The sequence below is a fragment of the Marinomonas sp. A3A genome (genome assembly GCF_018336955.1).
In the GTDB taxonomy this organism is placed as follows: Bacteria; Pseudomonadota; Gammaproteobacteria; order Pseudomonadales; family Marinomonadaceae; genus Marinomonas; species Marinomonas lutimaris.
The window spans coordinates 963,546-982,141 of the sequence record NZ_CP025532.1 but is presented as its reverse complement, the minus strand read 5'-3'; the positions used below and the strand labels follow the sequence as shown (position 1 = coordinate 982,141).

Here is an 18,596-nt window from a genome sequence, read left to right as displayed (position 1 = left end):
ACAAAAAGTGATCTAATTCCCTTCTCTCTGCGTATCATTACTCATCGTTCACACCAAGAGTAATGATACATGCTAACCATTTTCTACGATGGCCATTGCCCTCTTTGCGCCGCTGAAATGCAAACATTGCAGTCATTAGATACGCAAAAAAAGCTGCAGTTAGAAGACATTCACGCAGATAATTTCAGTGAGAAGTTTCCTTATATTGACAAGGTCGAAGCTGATCGATTACTGCACGGCCAACTCGCCAATGGAAAAATAATTAAGGGATTAGACGTCACTTGCCTTGCTTGGAAGCTAGTCGGAAAACACAAATGGATGCAGATGCTCCGCTGGCCAGTAATTCGTTTTTTCGCAGATATCGGCTACAAATTTTTTGCACGCTACCGTCACCAAATATCGTCTTTTGTTACGGGCAAACCGCGCTGTGAATCCTGCCTAAAAGATCGCTGTGACCTTTAACCAGCGAGGTTCATTTCGCCTATTATCGGAGTCTTGATATGTCATCCTTTTATGCCTTAGTAATTGGCGCGGCCAGTGCAATCGCTCAAGCCGCTATTCAACAGTTTGAAGCTGATCAAGATTGCCTTGGCATCTTTGCAGTTAGTCGATCCGTACCAAATACTGAAAGAGCGACAAAAACCCAATGGCTAGAATCGGATTACAGCGAAACAAGCATTCAGAGAATTTGCCAATCTCTTACATCTTATTCTGGAAAGATAAGCAAAGTATTGATTTGCAATGGCATATTACACAATGACAGCATGATGCCAGAAAGAAAGTTAGAAGAAATCAGAGCTTCTCAGCTAGAAGCTATTTTCCATGTTAACACCATTATTCCTATGCTGTGGTTGAGTCAGCTATTACCCATTTTACAAGGTGAACAAGCCACTCAAGTTGCGCTATTTAGTGCTCGAATTGGCAGTATTTCGGATAATAAAACCGGCGGTTGGTACAGCTATCGAGCCTCAAAAGCGGCATTAAATATGCTTATCCAAACCAGTTCCGTGGAATACGCCAGAAGAGCGAAAAACGTTAAGCTCATCGCTTTTCATCCTGGTACCACAGACACGCCGCTTTCCAAACCTTTTCAACGATCAGTGCCGAAAGACAAACTTTTCACGGCAGACTTTGTTGCAACACAGCTTTTATCCATCATGGGAAGTGTCACTATGGACAACAAAGCCGCTTATCTTGATTGGAACAACCAACCAATTGAATGGTGATTTTTCCAATCACCATTCAAAGAAGAAGTAGCCGATCTGTTAAATCATGTCCAAGCTTAAAAACAATCGCTTATTTTCAAGGCTTGCCGAAGGCGAACGATGCACTACACCTCGGCCTAATGACGCAGGCCATTCATCACCTTTCATTAACGCCACATCACCCGCCTTTAATTGATTAATACGGCCTTTGTCATGCAAGCCACTATTGTGATCAGACACATGACCGCCGAGTCCTAAGCGATCTCTTATCACATGAGCTTCATGCAGCCATTCACTACCGCTTCCCACATATGTTGATACTAAGCGACAAGGAATTTTATCTACATGAAAGCGTGGACACATGGCACTGGAGAGAACATTTAACCGCAAACCGACTTCTTCAAGATCAAATAAGCAGGCAAACATATCCACCAACAAGAAAAGATCATCAAGAAACAAAGCTTTATTTTCAGCATCAGGTAGAAGCCCTCTTAACAAAGAAATCAACTCTTCAGCGTTGCCCTGAGATTTGAAGGTGAAGTTTGGCGCTAACGTCAAAAGAGATTCTGCGTATTCCTCTACACCACCCAATTGGCGCTCCCAAACCACCATACTAATATTTTTCTGGTAGACATCAGCCAACACTTCTATATAGGAGGACTTAGCCACACCTAATAATGTTGGCCTTGTCTCTGATGAGCTTTTATCGACCCATTGAAAAGCGTTTGCCCTTTCATCCAGCAGATTAAAATTCGCTTGGCTAAAATCAACAGAGTTCGAAGCAATTCCTGAACTAAGATTCACCTTCATAACGCTTCCCCTAAAAATATAGACAGACACATAACATCAAAAACAAATATGTTACGTTATAACATTTTATAAATAAAGTGTTGAAATGAAGTAGATGAATCCATTACCTTAATCCTGACTTTTCAGAGATGGATTCCATGGAACAGCTAGATTCAACTGATCGTAAGATTCTTAATTTGCTGCAACACGATGGCAGTCTGAGTGCGACTCAAGTGGCTGACAAGATTGGCTTGTCTCAATCACCCTGCTGGCGACGTATTAATCGCCTAGAACAAGATGGCTATATTCGTTCGACACAAGCGATTTTAGACAGAAACAAATTGGGATTGGGCATCGTCGTCTTAGTAAATATCAAACTCTCTTCCCATGGCCGAAAAATGCTAGATGAATTCGAGCAAGCCATTGTCGACTATCCCGAAGTGGTAGAATGTTGGACGATTTCTGGTGCGATGGATTACAGCTTAAGAGTGGTTTCAAATAGCATTGAAAGTTATGAACACTTCTTGCGCAGCCAGTTATTGCAACTGCCACACATTCAAGAAGCGCAAAGTCACTTCACCATGCGTGAAGTAAAAAATATCACCACTCTACCGCTGGACTTGTAATTATTAACCCAGCAACTCTTAATTATTAACCCAGTAACTCTTACTTAAGAAGTGGATCATCTTTAGGTAATAGCTTCTGAATCCACAACGCTAGTTTATGTTTCATGCTTGGCAAGTCTTCTTTGTCTGCTGGTAATCCAACGACTAATTTATCCAACACCAACAATCGATAAATTGCTTCGGTTTTTTCGTTGGCAGACATGGTTGAAGAAAAGCCTGCATAGCCGCGTTTAAGGGCATAGTTCTCGCCAACTTGAATGGCTTTTTTACTTAGGGCTGCTTCATTTTTAATTTTTTTCATAATTTCCCTTATCTGTTGGGTAATCAAACAAACCGCCAAGCGAACAAGCCTAGCAAAGCGATTGTCGACACATTTGATCATAACGATATTCAAACGATTATCTCGACTCTATCAGCTTTTACGACTCAACCAAGCGTTTCTAATCGATAAAGCTAAAAAATCACTTAATAAACACAATGTTAGCGGCTTCTATCTCCTAAATCACGCTCACACGTAAGACTAAAGGATAAGAGTAAATCCAACTTATTGTCGACAATCTAACTTGATAAACCGCTAAAACCAGACTATAACTAGCAATATTGTTAACAATAAAGTATTTCGTCTTCTTATGAACAACCTAATTTCGATCAAATCCGCAACACTGTCTGAAGACATAGCCCAGCAGCTCACCAATGCTATTGTGCAGGGGCATATTCCACAGGGCAGTAAGATATCTGAGCCAGAACTCGCCAAACAATATGGCGTTTCTCGCGGGCCATTAAGAGAAGCCATCGTCAAACTAGAAGGTCTTGGTCTAGTCACACGCACCGCCAATGTAGGCGCTCGTGTTATCCAGCTGAACACACAAGATATGCTGGATACCTTTACCATGCGCGAAGCATTAGAAGGCATGGCCGCTCGCTTAGCCGCCAGCAACATGCCATCAGATGAAATAAACAGCTTGTACGCGCTGCTCGACAAACACCAAGCGCATCTAGATGCCAATCAAGACGAACATTACGTGCAACAAGGCGGCAATGACGATTTTCACTTACGCATCATTCACGCCAGCGGCAACGCCAAGCTTATTCGTTTACTAACAGAAGAACTGTATGCAGTGATTCGCATGTATCGACGTCACACGGCCGATCAGCGCAGCGACCCGCGCCAAGCATTAAGGGAACATAAAGCCATTCTCGACGCGATTGCAAATCACGAAGGTGATCTCGCAGAACTACTCATGCGCCGCCATATCAGCCGCGCCAGCCAACTATTAAAGCAAGCGATGGAGCATTCCTCTGTCGCTTCCCGTACTTAATTGAAATCGTTCTAAAGAGAGGAAAATAATGACAACACTTTCAGCAGGCGCCCGTTTTAGACAAGCCGTCGCAACCCAATCCCCATTACAGGTTGTTGGCGCCGTGAACGCTTATTGCGCCATGATGGCAGAGCAAACAGGTCATCATGCCATTTACTTATCTGGCGGCGGCGTTGCTAATGCCTCCTATGGTTTGCCAGACCTTGGCATGACAGATTTACACGATGTATTAGAAGACGTGCGACGTATTACTTCCGCTTCGAATTTGCCATTACTAGTCGATATCGATACTGGCTTTGGTGGCGCATTTAATATCACTCGAACCATTCAGCAAATGGAAAAAGCGGGTGCGGCGGCTGTTCACATTGAAGACCAAGTTCAACAAAAGCGTTGCGGCCATCGCCCGAATAAAGCCATTGTCAGCCAAGATGAAATGGTCGATCGCGTGAAAGCCTGTGTAGATGCTCGTGTCGATGACAATTTCGTCATCATGGCGCGCACTGATGCCTTGGCCGTGGAAGGCATGGAATCTGCCATCGAGCGAGCGATTGCTTGTGTCGACGCTGGCGCGGATATGATTTTCCCAGAAGCCATGATCACCTTGGATCAATACCAAGAATTTGTCGCGGCCGTGAAGGTGCCTGTTTTAGCAAACATCACTGAATTTGGCGCTACGCCTTTATTCAGCAAAGAAGAATTGGCCAGCGCGGGAGTAGACTTGGTGCTCTATCCATTGAGTGCATTTCGCGCAATGAACAAAGCCGCGCTAAACGTATATCAGCATTTATTGAACGACGGCCACCAGCGCAACGTAGTCGACAGTATGCAAACTCGTAATGAGCTTTATGAATTTCTCAACTACCATGAATACGAAGATAAATTAGACGCGCTCTTCTCTAAAAAATAAGAGCCTAAAAAATAAGCACAAGCTTCTCTAAACAATAACAAAATGGAGTAGAAAAATGGCTAAAGTACTTTCTGGCGCAGGTCTACGAGGCCAAAGCGCAGGTGAAACCGCACTCTGTACCGTCGGCAAAGCAGCCTCCGGATTAACTTATCGTGGCTACGACATTGATGTCTTAGCGGACAAAGCAAGCTTTGAAGAAGTGGCTTATCTATTACTGTACGGAAAATTACCCAACCGCACTGAACTGCATGACTACGAACAAAGACTGATGAGTTTGCGCTGCTTGCCTGAAGAGCTTAGAGCCGTCTTAGAACTTATCCCAGAAAGCGCTCATCCCATGGATGTGATGCGCACCGGCTGCTCTTTCTTAGGTAATCTAGAGCCAGAGCTGCCATTTGAAAAGCAACCTTCTCTAGCACTGCATACTGCGGATCGATTGGTCGCGACGCTGCCAGCTATGGTGGTTTATTGGTATCGTTTCAGCCACGATGGCGTTCGCGTAAATACGCACAATGCCAACGTGCCTTCCTTGGCGGGTCATTTTCTCACCATGCTGCATGACAAAGAACCAAGCGCTCTTCATACCCAAGTGATGAACGCGTCTTTGATCTTGTACGCTGAGCACGAATTCAACGCTTCCACTTTTACTGCTCGTGTTTGTGCTTCCACCTTGTCAGACATGTATTCATGCGTCACTGGCGGCATTGGCAGCTTACGCGGGCCACTTCATGGCGGCGCCAATGAAGCCGCGATGGACATGATAGAACCATGGAAAACCCCAGACGAAGCCGAAGCGGCGTTGATGCAAAAACTTGCCAATAAAGAAAAAGTCATGGGCTTTGGTCACGCTATTTACAGTGAACGCGATCCACGCAATGACATCATTAAAAAGTGGGCAAAAAAACTCAGTGAAGACGTCGGTGACGATCACTTATACGCGGTATCAGAACGTTGTGAAGAAGTTATGTGGCGCGAGAAAAAACTCTTTTGTAATGCGGATTTCTTCCATGCTAGCGCCTATCGCTTTATGGGCATTCCCACCAAGTTATTTACGCCGATTTTTGTCTGTTCCCGCGTCACAGGCTGGGCCGCTCACGTCATGGAACAAAGGGCAAACAATCGCATTATTCGACCAAGCGCCGATTATATTGGACCAGATCATTCTGAATGGGTTGATATTGACGACCGTCATTGAGCCAACATCAGCATTAAAATTTAACGATTAAGGAAAAGAAATGAGTGCTAACGTAGATTTAAACAACCGACCGGATTACGACCAAGTCATCCAAGACATCGCGGATTATGTACTGAACTTTAAAGTAGAAAGCCAAGAAGCCTTAGATACGGCTCGTAACTGTTTAATGGACACCTTGGGGTGTGGTTTGCTCGCCCTGCGTTTTCCAGAATGTACCAAACACCTTGGTCCAATAGTACAAGGGACAGTGGTGCCAAATGGTGCCCGTGTTCCGGGTACGTCTTTGTCTCTCGACCCAGTTAAAGCAGCGTGGGATATTGGCTGCATCATTCGCTGGTTGGATTACAACGACACTTGGTTGGCGGCAGAATGGGGGCATCCTTCTGATAACTTAGGCGGCATTTTGGCGGTAGCGGATCATCTTTCACAAGTTCGACTATCGAAGGGCGAAAGCCCGATGACCATGCGTGAAGTGTTAGAAGCCATGGTAATGGCACATGAAATCCAAGGCGTTATTGCTCTAGAAAACTCGTTTAACCGTGTGGGTTTATGTCACGTGTTATTAGTTCGTGTCGCCTCTGTTGCTGTGGTGACTAAAATGATGGGCGGCGACAGAGAACAAATCATGGCGGCGATTTCGCAAGCTTGGGTCGATGGCTCTGCTCTGCGTACTTATCGTCATGCACCTAATGCTGGCTCTCGTAAATCTTGGGCGGCGGGCGATGCGACCTCCCGCGCTGTTCGTTTGGCCGATATGTCAATGCGTGGCGAAATGGGCATTCCTGGTGTGCTAACGGCAGATCAGTGGGGCTTTTATGATGTATCTTTCTCGAAAACCAATAAAGACCAAGTCATCAAGCCCGAAGACAAACGTCAGTTTTCGTTCTCGCAAGACTTTCCACAATGTTATGGCACCTACGTGATGGAAAACGTTTTGTTCAAGATCTCTTTCCCTGCAGAATTCCATGCTCAAACCGCGGCCGAAGCCGCTGTTACTTTGCACCCTTTAGTAAAAGATCGTTTGGCAGAGATCGACAAGATCGTGATTCGTACTCATGAATCGGCTATTCGTATTATTTCCAAATCCGGCCCATTGGCGAATGCCGCTGACCGTGACCACTGTTTGCAATACATGGCCGCTGTGCCATTGGCGTTTGGTAACTTGATCGCCGAGCATTATGAAGATGACTTCCATGCGGCCAACCCAATCATCGATGAACTGCGTAACAAGATGGAAATCGTCGAAGACAAACGCTTCACCGCAGAATATTTAGAAGCGGATAAGCGTTCTATTGCTAATGCAATTCAAGTGTTTTTTAAAGATGGCAGCAGTACCGAAGAAGTGGTGGTGGAATACCCGGTCGGACACCGTCGCCGTCGCGAGGAAGGCATTCCTTTGTTAGAGCAGAAGTTTAAGAACAACTTGGCAACGCGTTTTCCAAACCGTCAGAGCCAAGCTATTTTCTCACTCTGTAAGGATCAAGCCGCTCTTGAAGGCACTGCTGTAAACCGCTTCATGGACTTATTTGTTATCGCGTAAGCTTAACAAGCGTTGGCACTTCCTTGTGGTCACAGTATGATAATGCGACCACAAGGAAATTTTATTTATATGTCTGACAACCACCGCCATTGTTTTATTTTAAAGGGCTCGACTAGCGAGGTTTTATCAGACTTTCTTCGTCTGTGTGAAAATTTCTCCACACCGCTTATTACTGCTCATGATGTGAGCCAATATGACGAGCTGCTCGTTCCATCGCTAAAAACAAAACAATTTAAAACCTGTTCTTTTAAACAAACCCGACAAGAACTCGGCAGTAGCTATGACGCAGTTTTAGTGGATTTAACTCAAGGAGTCTCAGCCAGTGCCCTAGCTATTGTATCGGGTACAGTTCGTGGCAATGGCCTTTTCGCTATTGTTTTACCAAACGAAGATTGGTTGAAAATGGCCGATCAAGAGCTATCTCGTTACTTGCCTTGGCCTTATGAGCCTGAACAAGTGACATCGCACTTTAAACATTACCTGCTCGATAAATTACAAGACGCGACATCACCTTTTAAATTATTACTCTCTGGCAAGAATAAAAAACACAGCGTAAATCCGTTACCGACTTTAAAACCAATAGAACCTAACGCGCAGCTAACCCAAGAGCAAGCTGAAGCTCAGTCGTGTTTATTTGCCGAACAGGCTAAATCTTATGTATTAATTGCACCAAGAGGTCGAGGCAAATCCACCTTATTGGGTGACAGTTTGGCTAAGCTGCTCAAAGCAGGAAAACGTGTGGCAATCACCGCGCCGAATCAAGAGGCGATTGTGAGTCTAAAGGCTCGCTTTGAACAAGTTATTGATCAAAATAAAATAACGCTGCCTTTTTTCGCACCTGATGTTCTGGTAAGCGACTCAACTCACTGGGATTTTCTCTTTATTGATGAAGCGTCAATGATTCCTTTACCTTTGCTCATGGCGCTAAATGAAAAAGCCGAGCATTGTCTTTTTAGTACTACAGACTATGGCTATGAAGGCGCTGGTAAGGGCTTCGGCATTCGCTTTTGCCACTACTTAGAATCACAGAAAACCACCAAAGCATTGACTCTGCAGCAGCTGACGTTAAGCCAACCCATTCGATGGGGGGGAAATGACCCACTCGAAAACTGGATCAATGATTGCTTCTTTTTAGCAACGCCTGAACCTAGCTCTGAAATATCAAATAGTGTTGATAAAGGCATAATTAAGCAGACTGAATTTAAACAGCTTGCTGGAGCAGATTGGTTAGAGAACGCAAACTTGCTCGCCGATACTTTTCAACTATTGGTCAGTGCCCATTATCAAACCTCACCTGACAACTTGCGCTGGGTGTTAGACGATCCTTCTGTATCGACCTACATTTCTACCTTAGGAAACAAAACGCAAAGCGTTACCGTTATTACTGAAGAAGGCAACCTGCCAAACGCACTCTGCCAAGAAGTCATGCAAGGAAAACGTAGACCAAGAGGCCATTTAGTGCCGCAATCTCTGCTTGCTCACGAAGGCATCGAAAACGCTGGGCAGTACTGTTACTGGCGTATTAGCCGAATTGCGACCGAGCAAAGCCAACAAAATAAAGGTTTGGCTAGTCAACTACTTACGCATATAGAAAAAGAAGCCAATGACCATTGCGACTTTCTATGCACAAGTTTTGCAGCGACTCCCGATGTCGTATCATTTTGGCTAAAGAATGGTTACTTACCCATTCGTTTAGGAACAAGCAAAGACCAAGCCAGTGGCAGCTACTCTTTGATGATGGTAAAACCAATGACAGAACATGCGACTAAGTTAGCTGTCGCATGGCAGGCTCGTTTTATCGAACAATTTCTACTTAACTTGCTACTACAATATGCCGACTTATCCACCGATTTGGTTATGCTTATTTTAGGTCAAAAGCATTATCAACAAAACGAACTTCCAGCACTCGCTCAGCTGTCACAAAAAGATCTGCAAGATATAGCGCTATTTGTAGAGCATCATCGTCAACTTGACAGTATCCGTTCAGTTTTCCTCAAGGCGACACTGTCTCTTGCCTTAACTAGCAAGTTAACGTCTCACGACCCAACACATCGACTATTAATAGAAGCCGCTTTAGGCCGTAATACCGATCAGACTCGCCAAAAAGCGCAATTATCTGGCAAAAAAGCCATGCACCAAACCTTCAAAAGACTTTTAGCACAAACTCTCAAGTGAAAATGGGTGATTAACCACCCATTAAGAATTTACCCATGTGTGTAATCCCCCCTATTAAATCACCAGCATAAAGTATTAAGCAAACCTACAAAATAAAATTATCATTAAAAATCAATAGCTTAATAAAAATATAAAGACTTGGCATAGATTGTGTAAACAGTATGGATAGCACCACCTGTTTTGCTTTGTCTGCCGCTGATGAAAAATCAGAAAAAATCAGGCTAAAAATCAGGTAAACAATAATAATTCAGTTTTTGGAGTCTTATAAAAATGAAAAAAATCAGCCTTGCTCTAACATCTTTAGCAGTTGCTCTTTCTGCTAGCACAGCGATTGCAAACTGTGATCCAGGTGAGCGTGTTGTCAAATTCAGCCACGTAACAGGTGGTACGACTCACCCTAAAGTGGTTGCAGCAAATAACTTCGCAGAACGTGTAAACAAAGAAATGAATGGTAAATTGTGTGTTGAGGTTTTCCCTAACTCCACGCTATTTGGTGATTCAAAAGAACTTGAAGCCTTACTTTTAGGCGACGTGCAACTGCTTGCTCCATCTCTTTCTAAGTTCGGTTCTTACACTGATAAATATGGCGTGTTTGACCTTCCTTTCATCTTTAAAGACATGGACCATGCTATCCGCTTCACCAAAACACCTGAAGGCAAAAAACTGCTTACCGAAATGGATGATTACGCAGGCTTTGTTGGTTTAGGTTACTGGATGTCTGGTATGAAATACTTTTCTGCCAACAAACCACTTTTGGTTCCTAGCGATGCCAAAGGGTTGAAATTCCGTGTACAAACGTCTGATGTTGCAAAACAAATGATCGCGGCGATGGGCGCGTCTCCTCAAGCAATGGCGTTCTCTGAAGTATACGGCGCCTTGCAAACTGGCGTTGTAGATGGTCAAGAAAACACTTGGTCAAACATCTACACGAAAAAATTCTACGAAGTTCAAGACAGCACAACCGATACTAACCATCAGTTGTTGGCTTACTTGTTCATGACGTCTTCTGAATTCTTAAAGAGCTTATCTCCGGAAGACCGCGCTCAATTCACTCAAATTGCGGATGAAGTTACACAAGAAGCTAACTTGAGTGTTAAAGCTGCGGAAGAAGAAAACCGTCAAAACATTCTTAAAGCTGGCGGTAAGATAAATACGCTTACTCCAGAGCAACGCAAAGAATGGGTCGACACAATGAAGCCTGTTTGGAAGCAATTTGAAAGCTACATCGGTAAAGATTTGATTAACGCTGCTGCTGGCGCGTAATCCATTTTTATCCCGCAGTGAGCTGATCTTAACGGGTCAGCTCTTGTGGTTTTATCCTGTGCTTTCTTGATCCGCAATCTCTCTTCTGCGATTGACCCTAGAACCTACAAGACTCGCCACAAAGCTGCACTTTAACTTGTTCTGGTCCACTTAGTTAAGGAGACCCCCATGGCACATTGGCCGCATCTTTACTTACTTATTTTTATTATTGTTCTTTGGCTATTAGAGAAACGCTTCCCCAAAGTCATGGAACGAGCTGAAGAAAACCTACTGATCATCGTTATTTCCTCCATCATGGCGGTATCGTTCGGACAGGTTATTGCTCGTTATGGGTTTAACACTGGTTGGGACGCTGCGCTTGAATTCAATACAGTCGCCTTCTCTTGGTTGATTCTATTAGGCATGAGTTACGGTATCAAAACGGGCCTTCACCTGGGCGTCGACATTGTTCTCAATGCCGTACCAAAACGCATCACCAAAGCCTTGTCTTTATTCGGTGCTGCAGCGGCCATGCTTTACGGACTTATCCTTCTCGACTCTACTTGGTTGGCAATGCTTGGAGTAGACGTTAGCGGTGGTGCAATCGAATACTGGCTGAAGATGTTCAAAATTGGCATAGGTTCAGAAGAACTTCGTTACCCTGAATTTGTACAAGAAATGTTTGGTTTACGCCCACGCGTTCACCGCTGGATTGTTCTTGTTATCCTGCCAATCAGCTTGGCTCTACTTTCTTATCGTTCTTTGCAAGCATTCATCGATATTGCCCGCGGTAAACGCGACATGTTGATCAGTGGCCATGAGGCACAAGATCTTGTTAAAGAAAACCAAAACGTCTTGAAAGACTAGCGCAGGAGCGTCATTGTGGAATCACTTATTCTATTTTCATTGGTAATCGTCCTGCTATTTGTCGGTTTACCCGTTGGTATTTGTTTGGGCTTGTCGTCCATACTATTTATTACCTTTTTCTCACACGACTCTTTGTCGTCTGTGGCTATTTCTCTATTTGGGGCTGGTCAGCATTATACTTTGTTGGCTATCCCGTTTTTCATCATTGCATCGTCCTACATGTCGACTGGCGGCGTAGCGAAGCGTTTGATTAACTTTGCGATTGCCAGTGTTGGTCACTTCCGTGGTGGCTTGGCAATGGCATCGGTATTGGCTTGTATGATGTTCGCCGCCTTATCTGGATCTTCTCCAGCAACGGTTGTGGCTATCGGCACGATTGCCATTGCTGGTATGACTCAAGTGGGTTACTCAAAAGAATTTGCAGCAGGCATCATTGCCAACGCAGGTACTTTGGGGATTTTGATTCCGCCTTCTATCGTAATGGTGGTGTATGCCGCATCCGTTGACGTGTCTGTTGGTCGTATGTTCTTGGCGGGGGTTATCCCGGGCTTGATGGCTGGTGGTATGTTGATGTTAGCAATTTATGTGGTTGCACGTATCAAAAAACTACCCGCTGAAGAATGGAAAGGCTTTGGCAACTTAGTTCGTGGTGGTAAAGAAGCAGGCTGGGGCTTGTTCCTTGTCGTGATCATCATGGGTGGTATTTATGGTGGTGTATTCACGCCAACAGAAGCCGCTGTTGTCGCTGCTGTTTACTCTATGTTTATCGCTTTGTTTGTTTACCGCGACATGGGCCCATTAAAAGGCAAAACATGGACGAACGACAACGATGCTCCGCACGCTCGTGTTGGTTTTAACGGTACGGTTTATGGCGTGTCTTTCTTCCTAGTATGGGAAATCATGTCATTCTTTATCTTCGCAGACAGCGAAACGGTGACTGGTGGTGATCGCGCACTTTGGGGTGCGATTATGTCCGTTGTCTTGGCTATTTTCTATGTTTATAAGCGCTCTAGCAAAATAAAAGAATCTGTCGGTGCTTGTTTGGCTGCTGGCGTACCTATTTGGGGCCGTAATTTGTCCATGATGCTACGTGGCTTTTTCCCTTCTTTGTTTGGTGAAGAATCTCGTAAAGTGATGCTAGAAGGCACAAAAACAACGGTTATGCTAATGTTCATCATCGCTAACGCTCTGCTATTTGCTCATACACTTTCTGCAGAACGTATCCCTCAAGCAATCACTGAATGGATGCTGGATGCTGGTTTTAACTGGTTCACTTTCCTCATCGCAGTGAATATCTTATTGTTGATCGGCGGTCAGTTCATGGAACCATCTGGTCTATTGGTTATTGTAGCGCCAGTGGTATTCCCGATTGCCATGGAGCTAGGGGTTGATCCAATTCACCTTGGTATCATCATGGTCGTAAACATGGAAATCGGTATGATCACACCGCCAATTGGTTTAAACCTGTTTGTTACATCCGGTATTACAGGTATGAGCTTGGCTCGCGTGGTGAAAGCAGCGATGCCGTTCGTATTAGTATTGATGGTGTTCTTGGTGATGGTAACTTACATTCCTGCACTATCTACTGCGTTACCGTACAGCATCATGGGGCCAGAAATCGTTCAATAACAATTTCTACCTCAATACAGAAAATCAAGTTTAGCGCCCCTCGGGGCGTTTTTTTTGCGTTGTTAACTATAAAGAGCGCTATAAAAAAACGTGATAAAGAATGCACGATAGATAAGTTAGACGCTCAATATTCCCCCATAATATTGGGGTGAACATTGAGCGACTAAGGATAGGAAAAGCAGGATTTAACAGACAATCAGATAGGTCGAGGTATTACTAAGTTATTCGCCTTCGAAATCATTTATCTTCAAAGTGACCTGCCGTCGCAAAGACACCACCTTGGTAAAGCAACACAGGATCATCTGTAGATAAAAGAGGATCATTGCGCAATACCTCCTCTTCAAAATCAGCCGAAGAATCTTTCGGCTGCCATCCGATAAAGTTAGCATGGCTATTATCCCACCATGACCAAGGGTTATCAGACGCACCGTAAATAATCGTACAGCCCAGTCGATTTACTGCGTATACTTTTTTTATCAACCCAGCCAGATCACCTTCACTTAACCAAGTTGATAACATGCGACGATTCACTGGTTTCGGCAAACAGCTGCCAATTCGAACCAAGGCAGATTCAATTCCGAACTTATCAAAGTGATATTGAGCGATTAATTCACCGAAGCCTTTTGAAACACCATATAAGCTATCAGGGCGCATTGGGCTTTTATCATCCAAACGCTCTTCACGAGAATGAAAGCCAACAAGATGATTTGAACTAGCAAAAACGATCCGCTTCACGCCCTGCTGACGAGCCGCTTCATAAATATGGTAAACGCCTTTGAGGTTACCATTCATGATACTTTCAAAGGTCCCCTCAACAGACACACCACCTAGATGAATAATGCCATCACAACCTTTTACAAGCTCTAAAACTGACTCCAAATCCCCTAAATCGCAAGCCACAAAAGACTCGCCTTTATTTAAATCCTTGATCGGCACGATATCGGACAGCACAAGCTCTTCGGCCCAGCCTGCTAACGCTTTTCGCATTGCCGAGCCAAGAGTGCCAGCGGCCCCCGTTAATAAAACACGTTTCATTGATAACTCCTCAACTCTTTGATCTTTAAAGACCATTAATCCAATTAGGTAAGGTCATAGATACTGCTGGAACAAAAGTCACTAGCATTAGGGCCGCTAAAATCGCCAAATAAAATGGCCAAATGGTTTTAACCGCTTTTTGGATCGACACACCACCAATCGCACAGCCGACGAATAGACATCCACCAACCGGAGGCGTACATAGTCCTAATCCTAAATTCATCATCAACATCACACCAAAGTGAATAGGATCCATGCCAAGGCCAAGCGCGACAGGTAAAAAGATAGGTGTACAGATTAAAATCAGTGCTGCCATGTCCATTATCATGCCCAGTAAAAGCAGGATAAGATTCATCATCAGCAAGATAACAATAGGATTATCAGAAATAGACGTCAGTGTTGTCGCCAGCACTTTTGGTACTTCATACAAGGCCAACATGTAACCAAATGCAGATGCACAGCCGACTAGAATCATGACCAGCCCTGTTGTTCTTACAGAGCGCACCACGGCAATCCAAAAGTCTCTAAGACTTAAAGATCGATACACAAATCCTGTAATAATAATGGCGTATATCGCACCAATAGCACCGGATTCGGTAACCGTAAACACACCAGACAATGCGCCACCAACCACGATAATTGCCGTAATTAAACCTGGGAAAGAAGCTAAAAAAGCAAAGAAGATCACCTTATAACCCGCAAATTCTTCGGTTGGAAAATTCTTACGAATCGCAATCCAACGCGCCACCAACCCCAAGAAAAAGCACATCAAAATCCCAGGTATAACACCAGCCATAAATAAGCTAGCAACCGACATTCCACCACCAGCGGCTACAACATACAAAATCATATTGTGACTTGGCGGAATCATAATGCCAGCAATCGAAGAAGTGACCGTTACGTTAACAGCATAATCATCATCGTAACCTTTCTCTTTCATCACAGGGATTAACAAAGACCCTAATGCAGAAACATCCGCCACAGCAGAACCAGAAATGCCGCCAAACAACATGCTTGAGAACACATTCACCTGACCTAAACCACCACGCATCCAGCCGACAGCCGAAGAAGCAAGACGAATCAAACGCGCCGCAATACCGCCATGCAACATTAGCTCACCGGCAAAAATAAAAAACGGAATCGCAAGCAAAGAAAAGGTAGAGGTTCCAGCTACAATACGCTGAAAGCCAATCATTAAAGGCAAGCCTTCATACCAAAAAGCCGAGATAGCAGCCATCCCTAAAGCAAACGCGACAGGAACACCAATGAAAGTTAGTAATGCAAACAAACCAAGTAAAATAGCCAGTCCCATGTTACTGATCCCCTTTTACGTTAGAAGAAAGTGAATCAGTCGTCTCAGACTCAGGTTCTACAATAAACAACGCCACCACACCAATGACGACTCGATAACCTGAAAATAGCGATATCAAAACACCACACGCGACAACAGGAAAATAGCGGATTCCATCCGAGATACCTAACAAGGGTACTTTTCGGAACCATGCAAAATCGACCAGCTCTTTTCCATAAATTGCCATGGTGATACCAAACGTCAGCAATGACAGATCAATAACAATGTTGAGTAATTGATTGGCACGTTTTGGTACACATAAAGATAAGATGTCGACACTTAAATGGGTGCGCTCATGAATCCCCACCGCCGCCGCTAAAAACGTGATATTGGTTACCAGCAACAATGCCATTTGCTCTACCCAAGTTGGCGTGTCATTCAATACATAACGACCAAATACCAACCAACCAAATGACGCAACAAGAATCACCATAAAAACGCCAGAAAGAACAGTCGCTAAATAAGCCAACACATCAAGAAAGGTTTTTACGGGAGTCTGTTTAGAATAGAAAGAATTCATCGACTTACTCATTTTATAAAACCATCAAACTGGACTTATCCACTATTCAATAGCAGATAAGTCCTCCTAGAAAATTACAATTATTGAGTGTTCTGGATTTGTTCGATAAAGCTTTTTAATGATGGATTGTCTTTTACCGCTTTGGCATAAACAGGTTTCATTGCATCTTGGAATGCCGATTTGTCTTTGATTTCGTTAAACTTCACACCAGCAGCCAACACTTTTTCACGACTTGCAGCATCTCCTTCAGCCCACAACTTACGCTGTAAAACAGAGCTTTCACGCGCAGCCGCTTTGACAGCCTTTTGATCAGCAGCAGATAAGCTATTCCACGCCTTTACGTTGACACACAAACATTCAGGAAGAATTAGATGTTCAGTCAAAGAATAGTATTGAGCTACTTCATAATGGTTACTTGTGTCATAAGATGGCCAGTTATTTTCAGCGCCATCAACGACGCCAGTTTTTAATGACTGATAGACTTCTGAATAAGCCATTGGCGTCGCATTACCACCTAACGCCTCAACCATGCCTACATATAATTCATTATTCATGACACGAAATTTTTCACCCTTCATATCAGCAGGCGTTTGAATAGGCTTGACCGTGTTATAAAAAGAACGAGCGCCGCCGTCATACCAAGCTAAAGAAATAATGCCTTGTTTCGCCATCGCATCACTTAATTGATCTCCAACTGGGCCATCCATAACACGATGCATATGATCAAGATTCTTAAAAATAAAGGGTAAAGAGACGACGTTTACTTCTGGAACCGCATCGCCCATTGGACCTAAGTTAAAACCAGCAAATTGCAATCCGCCAACTTGTAACATCTGAATGGCATCGGACTGACTACCAAGCACACCACCATTGTATACTCGACCACTGACTCGGCCATCAGTAACCTTGTTGGCTTCTTTAATGAAGGATTCCATAGCTACCGTAACAGGATAGCCAGCATTATGGATGTTCCACCCTTTCCACTCAGCTTGAGCCACAGAAGAAAAGGTAAAAGCGGATACTGCCGTGGCAAGAGCCAAAGTAGTAGTGAGAGTTTTTGTGTGAAGCGTTTTTATCATTATTATGTCTCCAAGTTTTATTTTTTGTTGTTCCGCTTATCTGAACTTCAAGAAAATGATGAATCTAAAGAAACATCATTTCAAAAAAAATGCATCAGATTAACTTTTTTATTTGTAACACAGAGCAGTATAGACAAACAACAGTCATACTATGAATATTTTTTAAACAGCGCCACTTTACAAGCCATCACATTTAGTAAATAGTCATCGATTACCGTGAAATATTAGTCATTATTAGAAATATCGCGATGCAGCAACATAAAAAAATAGGCCTTAAAACCATGCCACCAACAACAAAAATAAAAAAAAGCTTACCGCAACAAACCGCCGAAAAACTGCGCAAACGCATATTAAATCAAGGGATGAAAGTAGGTGATAAGTTACCGACTGAACCAAACCTAATGATAGAATTTAGCGTCAGTCGAACTGTATTACGCGAAGCCATTGCCACCTTAAAAGCAGAGGGATTAGTTCAGGCAAAACAAGGTGTTGGAGTATTTATAGCAGAACCCAAAACCACCTTACCTTTACAACTAAGACAAAGCACTCGAACACTTACTGACACCATAGAATCACTGGAGTTAAGGGCCGCCGTAGAAGTTGAAGCAGTAGCTCTAGCTGTCGCACGTTGCTCTCTCGCACAGGAAGCCGATATATATCGTTGTTACGACGCCTACGAGAAAAAAGTACAAGGTGGCGAGAGTGCGGAACAAGAAGATTTTGAGTTCCATCTATCCATTGCAAGAGCCACCAACAACCAACATTTCATCGACTTTTTAGAAGAGCTAGGAAGGCGCACGATTCCTCGCGCCAGACTAAGAGAAGAAGCCGGACTACCTCGCGATCCTGAGATAGATAAATCACTCAATAACGAGCACAAAGCGATTCTTGACGCCATTGTGGCGCGCGATGCCAAAGCAGCTCAACAAGCCGTCCGTGATCATCTTTATAACGGCTGCGAGCGTTATCGAAAATTAATGCGCGATATTGAACGAACCAAGTCATAGTATGACTTAATATTTTCGAGTAATGACATTTGCCACAACACCAACACCACTTACACTTTCTTTTCTCTAAAATCACATCATTGTTTATTTTATGACTTCACGCAGCGGCG

The 18,596-nt window shown here is 43.8% G+C and carries 18 protein-coding genes; 12 read left to right on the top strand and 6 right to left on the bottom strand.

Annotated features, from left to right (window positions below):
* The first annotated feature begins 69 nt into the window (after window positions 1-69).
* Entirely contained in the window at window positions 70-462 is a 393-nt protein-coding gene (locus CYL31_RS04580) for a thiol-disulfide oxidoreductase DCC family protein (RefSeq protein WP_212917790.1), read from the top strand.
* Window positions 463-500: 38 nt separating this feature from the next.
* Window positions 501-1,226 carry an SDR family NAD(P)-dependent oxidoreductase gene (locus CYL31_RS04575; RefSeq protein ID WP_212917789.1) on the top strand — a complete coding sequence of 242 codons (726 nt, stop codon included), beginning with the start codon at window positions 501-503 and terminating at the stop codon, window positions 1,224-1,226.
* Window positions 1,227-1,265: 39 nt separating this feature from the next.
* On the opposite strand, the gene CYL31_RS04570 is transcribed toward CYL31_RS04575, so the two are convergent.
* Window positions 1,266-2,015 (bottom strand): DUF1826 domain-containing protein, encoded by a 750-nt coding sequence (locus CYL31_RS04570; RefSeq protein WP_212917788.1) that lies wholly within the window; start codon window positions 2,013-2,015, stop codon window positions 1,266-1,268.
* Window positions 2,016-2,152: 137 nt separating this feature from the next.
* Here CYL31_RS04570 and CYL31_RS04565 point away from each other — a divergent pair, with 137 nt between their 5' ends.
* Complete coding sequence (locus CYL31_RS04565) at window positions 2,153-2,620, top strand: Lrp/AsnC family transcriptional regulator (RefSeq protein WP_249411696.1); 468 nt, start codon at window positions 2,153-2,155, stop codon at window positions 2,618-2,620.
* Window positions 2,621-2,660: 40 nt separating this feature from the next.
* Here the strand turns inward: CYL31_RS04565 and CYL31_RS04560 are convergent, their stop codons facing one another.
* Window positions 2,661-2,921: a DUF5062 family protein gene (locus tag CYL31_RS04560; protein ID WP_012068645.1), complete on the bottom strand. Its 261-nt coding sequence runs from the start codon at window positions 2,919-2,921 to the stop codon at window positions 2,661-2,663.
* A gap of 328 nt (window positions 2,922-3,249) precedes the next feature.
* On the opposite strand from CYL31_RS04560, the gene CYL31_RS04555 reads away from it, so the two are divergent.
* The 8 genes from CYL31_RS04555 to CYL31_RS04520 all read left to right on the top strand — a co-directional run bounded on the left by CYL31_RS04555 (window position 3,250) and on the right by CYL31_RS04520 (window position 13,494).
* Window positions 3,250-3,939 (top strand): GntR family transcriptional regulator, encoded by a 690-nt coding sequence (locus CYL31_RS04555; RefSeq protein WP_212917786.1) that lies wholly within the window; start codon window positions 3,250-3,252, stop codon window positions 3,937-3,939.
* Between the two features lie 28 nt (window positions 3,940-3,967).
* Complete coding sequence (prpB, locus tag CYL31_RS04550) at window positions 3,968-4,846, top strand: methylisocitrate lyase (RefSeq protein WP_212917785.1); 879 nt, start codon at window positions 3,968-3,970, stop codon at window positions 4,844-4,846.
* Between the two features lie 55 nt (window positions 4,847-4,901).
* Complete coding sequence (prpC, locus tag CYL31_RS04545) at window positions 4,902-6,041, top strand: bifunctional 2-methylcitrate synthase/citrate synthase (RefSeq protein WP_212917784.1); 1,140 nt, start codon at window positions 4,902-4,904, stop codon at window positions 6,039-6,041.
* Between the two features lie 40 nt (window positions 6,042-6,081).
* Window positions 6,082-7,581 (top strand): 2-methylcitrate dehydratase, encoded by a 1,500-nt coding sequence (gene prpD / locus CYL31_RS04540; RefSeq protein ID WP_212917783.1) that lies wholly within the window; start codon window positions 6,082-6,084, stop codon window positions 7,579-7,581.
* 69 nt (window positions 7,582-7,650) lie between these two features.
* Entirely contained in the window at window positions 7,651-9,756 is a 2,106-nt protein-coding gene (locus tag CYL31_RS04535; protein ID WP_212917782.1) for a tRNA(Met) cytidine acetyltransferase TmcA, read from the top strand.
* 270 nt (window positions 9,757-10,026) lie between these two features.
* Window positions 10,027-11,019 (top strand): TRAP transporter substrate-binding protein, encoded by a 993-nt coding sequence (locus CYL31_RS04530; protein ID WP_212917781.1) that lies wholly within the window; start codon window positions 10,027-10,029, stop codon window positions 11,017-11,019.
* A 168-nt stretch (window positions 11,020-11,187) separates the two neighbouring features.
* Window positions 11,188-11,865 carry a TRAP transporter small permease gene (locus CYL31_RS04525; protein ID WP_212917780.1) on the top strand — a complete coding sequence of 226 codons (678 nt, stop codon included), beginning with the start codon at window positions 11,188-11,190 and terminating at the stop codon, window positions 11,863-11,865.
* A gap of 15 nt (window positions 11,866-11,880) precedes the next feature.
* A complete protein-coding gene (locus tag CYL31_RS04520; RefSeq protein WP_212917779.1) occupies window positions 11,881-13,494 on the top strand; it encodes a TRAP transporter large permease in 1,614 nt (537 codons plus the stop codon).
* A gap of 237 nt (window positions 13,495-13,731) precedes the next feature.
* Here the strand turns inward: CYL31_RS04520 and CYL31_RS04515 are convergent, their stop codons facing one another.
* The 4 genes from CYL31_RS04515 to CYL31_RS04500 form a co-directional block, all read right to left on the bottom strand.
* Entirely contained in the window at window positions 13,732-14,529 is a 798-nt protein-coding gene (locus CYL31_RS04515) for an NAD-dependent epimerase/dehydratase family protein (protein WP_212917778.1), read from the bottom strand.
* A 25-nt stretch (window positions 14,530-14,554) separates the two neighbouring features.
* Window positions 14,555-15,841, bottom strand: coding sequence for a TRAP transporter large permease (locus CYL31_RS04510; RefSeq protein ID WP_212917777.1), 1,287 nt, complete (start codon window positions 15,839-15,841; stop codon window positions 14,555-14,557).
* Window position 15,842: 1 nt separating this feature from the next.
* A complete protein-coding gene (locus CYL31_RS04505) occupies window positions 15,843-16,400 on the bottom strand; it encodes a TRAP transporter small permease (protein ID WP_212917776.1) in 558 nt (185 codons plus the stop codon).
* 80 nt (window positions 16,401-16,480) lie between these two features.
* Window positions 16,481-17,479, bottom strand: coding sequence for a TRAP transporter substrate-binding protein (locus CYL31_RS04500; RefSeq protein WP_212917775.1), 999 nt, complete (start codon window positions 17,477-17,479; stop codon window positions 16,481-16,483).
* A 248-nt stretch (window positions 17,480-17,727) separates the two neighbouring features.
* On the opposite strand from CYL31_RS04500, the gene CYL31_RS04495 reads away from it, so the two are divergent.
* Window positions 17,728-18,486 carry a FadR/GntR family transcriptional regulator gene (locus CYL31_RS04495; protein WP_249411695.1) on the top strand — a complete coding sequence of 253 codons (759 nt, stop codon included), beginning with the start codon at window positions 17,728-17,730 and terminating at the stop codon, window positions 18,484-18,486.
* Window positions 18,487-18,596 lie beyond the last annotated feature (110 nt).

Coding starts and splice junctions, on each gene's coding strand:
- CYL31_RS04580 (WP_212917790.1), top strand. CDS start 70: ATGCTAACCATTTTCTACGATGGCCATTGCCCTCTTTGCGCCGCTGAA.
- CYL31_RS04575 (WP_212917789.1), top strand. CDS start 501: ATGTCATCCTTTTATGCCTTAGTAATTGGCGCGGCCAGTGCAATCGCT.
- CYL31_RS04570 (WP_212917788.1), bottom strand. CDS start 2,015: ATGAAGGTGAATCTTAGTTCAGGAATTGCTTCGAACTCTGTTGATTTT.
- CYL31_RS04565 (WP_249411696.1), top strand. CDS start 2,153: ATGGAACAGCTAGATTCAACTGATCGTAAGATTCTTAATTTGCTGCAA.
- CYL31_RS04560 (WP_012068645.1), bottom strand. CDS start 2,921: ATGAAAAAAATTAAAAATGAAGCAGCCCTAAGTAAAAAAGCCATTCAA.
- CYL31_RS04555 (WP_212917786.1), top strand. CDS start 3,250: ATGAACAACCTAATTTCGATCAAATCCGCAACACTGTCTGAAGACATA.
- prpB (WP_212917785.1), top strand. CDS start 3,968: ATGACAACACTTTCAGCAGGCGCCCGTTTTAGACAAGCCGTCGCAACC.
- prpC (WP_212917784.1), top strand. CDS start 4,902: ATGGCTAAAGTACTTTCTGGCGCAGGTCTACGAGGCCAAAGCGCAGGT.
- prpD (WP_212917783.1), top strand. CDS start 6,082: ATGAGTGCTAACGTAGATTTAAACAACCGACCGGATTACGACCAAGTC.
- CYL31_RS04535 (WP_212917782.1), top strand. CDS start 7,651: ATGTCTGACAACCACCGCCATTGTTTTATTTTAAAGGGCTCGACTAGC.
- CYL31_RS04530 (WP_212917781.1), top strand. CDS start 10,027: ATGAAAAAAATCAGCCTTGCTCTAACATCTTTAGCAGTTGCTCTTTCT.
- CYL31_RS04525 (WP_212917780.1), top strand. CDS start 11,188: ATGGCACATTGGCCGCATCTTTACTTACTTATTTTTATTATTGTTCTT.
- CYL31_RS04515 (WP_212917778.1), bottom strand. CDS start 14,529: ATGAAACGTGTTTTATTAACGGGGGCCGCTGGCACTCTTGGCTCGGCA.
- CYL31_RS04510 (WP_212917777.1), bottom strand. CDS start 15,841: ATGGGACTGGCTATTTTACTTGGTTTGTTTGCATTACTAACTTTCATT.
- CYL31_RS04505 (WP_212917776.1), bottom strand. CDS start 16,400: ATGAATTCTTTCTATTCTAAACAGACTCCCGTAAAAACCTTTCTTGAT.
- CYL31_RS04500 (WP_212917775.1), bottom strand. CDS start 17,479: ATGATAAAAACGCTTCACACAAAAACTCTCACTACTACTTTGGCTCTT.
- CYL31_RS04495 (WP_249411695.1), top strand. CDS start 17,728: ATGCAGCAACATAAAAAAATAGGCCTTAAAACCATGCCACCAACAACA.